Annotated in this window: 5 protein-coding genes; 1 reads left to right on the top strand and 4 read right to left on the bottom strand. The window is 55.8% G+C overall.

Annotated elements, in window-relative coordinates; translation table 11 throughout:
* The coding region (locus R6V78_RS20765; protein WP_410291307.1) for a carboxypeptidase-like regulatory domain-containing protein at positions 1-1307 on the bottom strand (1307 nt) is incomplete at its 3' end.
* A gap of 821 nt (positions 1308-2128) precedes the next feature.
* Between R6V78_RS20765 and R6V78_RS20760 the strand changes: the two genes are divergently transcribed.
* On the top strand, positions 2129-2575 hold the full coding sequence (locus tag R6V78_RS20760) for a hypothetical protein (protein ID WP_410291306.1): 447 nt from the start codon (positions 2129-2131) through the stop codon (positions 2573-2575).
* Positions 2576-3230: 655 nt separating this feature from the next.
* On the opposite strand, the gene R6V78_RS20755 is transcribed toward R6V78_RS20760, so the two are convergent.
* The 3 genes from R6V78_RS20755 to R6V78_RS20745 are packed head-to-tail and all read right to left on the bottom strand — an operon-like array spanning position 3231 to position 6154.
* On the bottom strand, positions 3231-5486 hold the full coding sequence (locus tag R6V78_RS20755; protein WP_410291305.1) for a PEP/pyruvate-binding domain-containing protein: 2256 nt from the start codon (positions 5484-5486) through the stop codon (positions 3231-3233).
* A complete protein-coding gene (locus R6V78_RS20750; protein ID WP_410291304.1) occupies positions 5483-5953 on the bottom strand; it encodes a pyridoxamine 5'-phosphate oxidase family protein in 471 nt (156 codons plus the stop codon). The genes R6V78_RS20755 and R6V78_RS20750 overlap by 4 nt, the downstream gene beginning before the upstream one ends.
* Before the next feature lie 30 nt (positions 5954-5983).
* Positions 5984-6154 carry a hypothetical protein gene (locus R6V78_RS20745; protein WP_410291303.1) on the bottom strand — a complete coding sequence of 57 codons (171 nt, stop codon included), beginning with the start codon at positions 6152-6154 and terminating at the stop codon, positions 5984-5986.
* Positions 6155-6591 lie beyond the last annotated feature (437 nt).

The following is a 6591-nucleotide window of genomic DNA, read 5'->3' as shown; positions in this document are numbered from 1 at the left end:
TCGATCATGCCGTAGTTGACGACGAGGTCGTCGGGTCCAAAATAGATGTGGCCTCCGAATCCCGAGCCGTACCCTCTGGCCTCGATTGTACCGCGGTTGATGATGGCTTTAGTCAGCTCCTGCCCGTTACCGAGATAGATTTCCCCGCCGGATTCGTCTGCCGTCGTTGCCGAAGCCGTAATCTTGCCGGTGCTCTCCACGTAAATAAAGTTCGCCTCGATATTGAGGCCGGAGTTGACTGAAAGATCGCTCGTGATAGTTCCCCGGATCACAAGGTCGTTCTCTAAATTAAGCATGCCCTGCATGTTCCCATCGTCGACCAGAACCAGTGTCGCCCCAGCAGCAACCGTCAGGCCGGTTACCCGGGTATCAAGGTCATCGCCGCAGATACCGTTCCCGTTGCCGATGTACAGAGTCCCGTCTTGACCGAATGCCTGGCAGAGAGCCCCGGGAGTATTATCCGTATCGGGCACCGTGGTGTCAGTGCTCACGGTAAACGGATGGGTGCCGAAATTCGCAGTGGTCGACGGCTCGGGGAAACTCGCTTCCAAGGTACCGGATTTGAGCACCTTGATCGAGCCATTGGATTCGGCGTAGAACTGACCGCCAGCCCCGCCTGCACCCGTGATTCCTGCTCCACCATCGGCCGTGAACGCCAACATCGGGTTTATCGATGCGCTAAAATCCCTATTCTGCGAATTTTCCGCACTTATCGTCACCGCGTAGCTTGAGGGGTTGAACAAATACCCTGGTTTGGCAGCGGCAACAACGTAATCACCGTTAGGCACCGCCGGCACGGAATAACTGCCGTCGCCAGATGTCGTCGTTTCGACCGGAGCGAAGGCCGCGCCGCCTTCGGTTGTGCCGGTCACCGTTATGGTCACATCCGTTGTAACGACCCCGCTGACGGTCCCGGAGATCGCATAAAGAACAGCGGCGGACGTAAAGTCATTTCCCGGTGAACCCGCTCCATTGATGATTATAGACCTGCTGGCTTGGGTGAAGGTGTACCCGGCTTTGGAAGGAGTGATTGTATACGATCCGTTCGGGAGGCTGGCGACTGAATAGTTGCCGTCTGGGTCCGTAAGCACGTTTGCGCTCATCGCTCCGGATAGCACAATGTTGACGCTCTGCTTGATATCCCCGCTCACCTTCCCCGAGATGGAATAGGTCGTCGGCGTTTCAGGGGTTTGATCCGCAGCTAGGTTATCAGTCGATCCTCCGCCACTGTCACCACACCCGGAAACAAGTGCCAACACCACCATCAACATCATCAGCAGTTTAACCGCGTTGCCATTCTTTTTCACATCCGCCTCCTATGAAGTTTAAGCGTTAAATTATTTCCCCAAGAGGATGACAGCATATTGTGTGCCAAGCTAAAAAAAGAGTTATTACAAGATGTTAAAATTCTTTGTGGCATAAGTTTGAACAAATGGCCAAAAAACCGAAAGCGCCCGACAATTTATTGTCAGTGGATAGATCCCGAATCACGCCATTTGTGTGACTAAATGGGGAGTAGTCGTGTTGTGTTTAGCTTGGGGGGATGAGCGGGTAATGACGGTCGGCCAAGGCAGATCGTTAAACCTGTGGGAGTGCGAAGTGTACCACTTGGTGACGGCAGCGCCTTCCAAAAACCGGGCGACGGCCTTGCCGCCCTACTTGGTTTATTAACCTGGTTCCCAGACCTGGTAGCCCCATGGTAAGGGACGATGCTATCACCACGCTGTGCGGCGGAGTGCACACCCGGTGGTGGACAACGGCTCCCGGCTGAGCTTGGAAACCTGATTCCCTCAGACATATGGCCCGCCCCGAGGTAATGGACAAGGTATGTACGTGACCCAACACAGGGTGCTAAAAACCTGCTTAGGTTCAAAAAGGCCGGTCCCATTCTTGGGAAAGTCAATTAATCCCAACTTACTTGAAATTTAACAAATACAAAACTTACATTTAGAAAGGGTATACTGTATTGTCAATTTTTGTACCCATTGCTGACAATTTTTGCAAACAGACCCACATGATCAAATTGGTAACACGACTCCAACCAATTGATATTTAAATTTTATATCAACATGATGATCTGTGGCATCCTCCTTGCTCTCCATCAGAGAAAATCAAAAGGAGGACTACCATGCGCAAATTTTTTATTGGGGGCATCGCCCTAATCTCAACTGTTTTCTTTTTGTCTTCATATGCCTATGCCGGGAGTTTAAGCTTTTCCTGGACCAACCAACAGCCCGAAGCGGCTACACAAAAGGTTGTCAGCGGAAACAAGAACGGCCCACCGACGCATGCACCGGCCCACGGATATCGTTCGAAGCGCCAATATCAATATTTTCCTTCTTGTTCGGTATACCACGACGCACATAGAGGCCTGTTTTTTTATCTCAGCGGTTCGTTCTGGCAGGTTGCCGCATCTCTGCCCCATGATCTGAAGATGCAATTGGGAAACCATGTTTCAATCGAGATGGATACGGACAAACCGTATATTTATCATGACCAACACAAAAAACAGTATCCGCCGGGGCAAATGAAGAAAATTAATAAAGAAAAAGGCAACAAGTGGGTTAAAAAATGATCTTAGCCACGGTGTAGCAAGAGGCAGTGTCTTCGGTGGCTCTGTCTTTGTATTATCTATCTAGTGTATTAATCCTGCCACTGGACTGAATGTTTCGACGCTGATAGAAAGCGTATGACAGGCCGAGGGGCGATTGTAGCGTTTAAAGGTGAATGGTTTGAACAAATCTGGGTTGCTCGTGATGATCTTTTTTCTGACGGGGTGCAGTGGGGATAATCAGTGGACAAATGTTGGTACTGTTTTTCAATCCACTTCTTCAAATTCGAACAAGGCAACAATTGACACAAGTAAATTTAAAAATGGCCGCCTGACTATAAATGGCAGTTGTGGGGATGAAGGCGATATCCTTATGGTATTTCCGGCGACCGAGAGCGACAATAGGATTATCGGTTCACCCAGATGCAGTAATGGTCGATACAGCGTCATTACATCCACATTCGGCCGACTGTAATGCGTTGCATTTAAAAGTATGATTCGACTGGATACTGCGGATCAACGACTAAATCATCCACACTCGGCCCGGATGGTACCCAGGCATATCCCCAAAGGTTTGGATGGCCAAGACAGCGCCGGGCACGGCCTTTTCGTCCTGAATGGCAGTTTTTTATCGACCTCCCGATCGGTTTGATCGACCAGGCATGGAATAAGGTTGTCTTCAGTCCCCGATGGTCACAATTCCCAGATAGCCATCCACGGTGAGACGGTCGCCGGTGTGGATCAGGACGCTGGCGTCGGCTACGCCGGTGACGCACGGCAGGCCGTATTCACGGGCGACAATGGCGCCGTGGACCAGCATGCCACCGCGCCGCTCGACGATGGCCGCGGCCAGGGGCACCACGAAGGTCATATTGGGATCGATGGCGTCACAGACGAGAATTTCGCCGGACTTGAACTGAAAGAGGTCGTCTACGACTGAAATCACCCTGGCTTTGCCAACGGCCAAGCCTTGGCCAGCGGGCTGACCGATGAGCTGGCGGGCGCGCATGACGAACTCCCCTTCGGCGGTGTTCACGGCTGGCGGGGCCAGACCCGGCCGTCCCTGATGCTGGATGGGTTCGTCGACGGCCGCCTGTTCCTTAACGATTTCGCCGATGGCGGAAGGGTCCGACAGCATCTTGACTGCCTGTGCGGGTGTGAGGTCGTCTGCGTTCAGCCGTTCACGCTCACCGATTCGCCGCTTGGCCTCGTCCACCACCTTCAGCAATTGGGCTTCGATGCGGGCGAGGACGATATTGTCGTTGTCCCGCAGCCGGTAGCTGGACCTTCCAATCGCTAAAAGTTGGCGGGCAAACGCGCGTCGGTCTTCGGGAAAGCGTTCGATAAAATCCTCGGTTAAGGCGGCGATGTCCGGCCGCCCGGCAGCCGCTTGGGGTTCGGCCTGTTCCGCCATTTCCAGCAATATGCGGATCAAGCCCGCGCGGTCTTTGAAAAAACGAACCGCTTTGAACGTGAGATCTTCATAGCGTTCCAGAAAAGTGTTCAAGTGGGTTGAAAATTCTGCGGTCACATGATCCGTTTCTCCGGTGGTTAATCCTTCACGCAGACGTTTGTCGGACCGGATCATGCGGGCCAGCTTGCGCAGTTCCCGATTGCGTTCCTTTCCGGTCATGCGGGTTTCCCCCAACAGGGCGGTGAACGCATAGGGGTCTTCGGGCTTGACCAAGTCGTTGTAGACCTGGCCGAATAGGCGGGCGCCATGGGCGAAGGGGATGAAGTCGCGCCAATAGACATCCACCCAGTGCCGATGAATGCGTATGCGCATCTGGATGGCTTCGATGAGTTGGGCGTCCGAGAGGTCTGCCGGGTCGGTTTGCGACAGCGCCCGGGCCTCGGCCGCCATCTGGGGCAGGAGCTCATCCTCGATGCGGCGGTGCAGGACCTTCAGATTGTCGAAACTGCGCTTGAGACTCAGATACCAGGGACGCTTGTCGCCTGCCGACCAGGGGGTGCCTTCGGCGTCGCTGTCCCGGGTCGTGGTCACCGGTCGGCTCTGGAGCAGAAAAAGGTCGTCTCCGCGGATGGTCCACTCCGTGTCCTGAGGACGCTCGAAGGTTCTCTCCAGCGTCATGGCCATGCCAAACACCCGACTCAGGGCGCCTTCATCCAGCGGGGGCGCGTGTCGTTCACCTTCTGTCAGCGGCATCGCAGTGACGCCACCGTCCACCGGCCGCACGGCCTGTTCCCGGACGGCCGGCGTGTGGCTGATTACATTGCCGCTACGGCGGTCCAGCGTCCAGCGATCCGGGGCGATGGTACCGTCTACCAGGCCTTGATTGAGGCCGTAGACCGATTCCACCACCGCGTGGTCGGCGCCGTCGGGACTTCTGGAAAAGGCCACGCCGGAGCGCTCGCCGGCCACCAGTTCCTGAACGATCACCGCCATGGCACTTTTTTGCATATCCATGCCCAGCTCCTTGCGGTAGAGCAGCGCGCCGTCGGACCACAGGGACGCCCACACCAGGCGGATGTGCGCTAAGATTGCATTGAGGCCGCGGACATTGACGAAGGATTCATGCAGGCCGGCGAATGAGCTGCCGGCCCGGTCCTCCTGGGGTGATGAGGAGCGCACGGCCACCGCGCGGCCGGCAAATTGCGCCTCCAGTTCCGAAGCCAGCGTTTCTTTCAGATGGTCGGGGAGGGAGGTGTTGAGAAAAAGGTTGCGGATCCGCAGGGCCATGTCCCATATCTCCTCCCAGCGCATTTCCGCCAGGGGAAGCCGGCCCATTTCCAGACCGATCCGTGTGCCCAAGCCGGTGGTGCGGATGAAGTATTGGTAAACGGTGGTGGTGACACACAGGCCGTCGGGCACCGTCATCCCGCCGCGCTTCAGTGTGGCCAGGGCCAAGGCTTTGCCGCCCACCAGATCACGGTGACGGCCTTCAATGCGGTCGAATGAAAGGATGGCGTTCATGGCTGCACGATCCGATCCTTCTGGATTTCCAAAATGGTAACGTCCTGGAAATGTGCCACCACATCGTAGCGACCGACGGTCACCTCGATGATGGCCGTGTTGGGGGAGGTGGCAAAGCCGGACATGTGGGGCTGTTTGGCCAGGTACACCGACCGGGCGGCCGCCAGGCGATCCGCAGGCACCTCCTCGGCCGTGCCGGAGACCGTCACGGCGATGGACTGCCGGATGTCCGTGGCCATGTTCGAGCTGTTGTGCACCAGCAGCGAAACCGACGGGTTCTGCTTGAGGTTGGCAAATTTGCGTGTGGCCCGGGGGGTGCACACGAAGAGGGTTTTCAGGTCGTCGCTGGCGGCAAAGGCCACCAGCGTGTTGTGGATACTGTCACCGGCACGGGTCGCCAGGACGGCAAAGTACTGCTCGGCGAAGAGAACGGCGAGTCTTGCTTTGAGCTGGTGGATGTCTTTCACCTGTTGGTCCTCCGGAGGAGCGTCTGGTTGTCAAATTTCCAGCGCGATGAGATCCGCGTATGTTTCCCGCTGGCGTACCAGCGACGCACGGTCGCCGTCGACGATCACCTCGGCGGCCCGGGGCCGGGCGTTGTATTGGGACGACATGGTAAAGCCGTATGCGCCGGCGGAGAAGACGGCAAGGTATTCTCCGGGTTCCACACGGGGAAGCCGGCGGTCCTGGGCCAAAAAATCGGAGCTTTCGATGATAAGAATTCCCTTTTCAGGGTCAAAAGAAGGGAATTTTCGAGTTGTGTGCCGGTGTCACGTGTATCCCAAGATGTAGCGGGTCAGAAACCCGCACGGCGGCCCGCATCCAGCCGCCCTCTCTTCAAGTGTGTGTGGCCGATATCGAGCATTATATCAACCGCCGATCTGGTGCCGATTTTACTCAAATGCATGCATTTTGGCAACAAAAAGCCTGTCGGGCGCATGCGTTGCATTTAAAAGTATGATTCGACTGGATACTGCGGATCAACGACTAAATCATCCGCACTCGGCCCGGAAGCGTCATCACATAAGGTCAGTTGATTGGCAGGCGGGGCATGGGCCAGAGGTTGAGGCTTGCGCTTGACATGCCATAAATCCAGGTGTTTCAG

Origin of the sequence: Desulfosarcina sp. (assembly GCF_046496365.1) — a bacterium.
In the GTDB taxonomy this organism is placed as follows: domain Bacteria; phylum Desulfobacterota; class Desulfobacteria; order Desulfobacterales; family Desulfosarcinaceae; genus Desulfosarcina.
The sequence above is the reverse complement of the archived record's forward strand: the minus strand, read 5'-3'. Positions and strand labels throughout refer to the sequence as shown.

What these genes read in the sequence shown, in the direction of transcription:
- R6V78_RS20760 (WP_410291306.1), top strand. Translation starts at nt 2,129, where the DNA reads ATGCGCAAATTTTTTATTGGGGGCATCGCCCTAATCTCAACTGTTTTC.
- R6V78_RS20755 (WP_410291305.1), bottom strand. Translation starts at nt 5,486, where the DNA reads ATGAACGCCATCCTTTCATTCGACCGCATTGAAGGCCGTCACCGTGAT.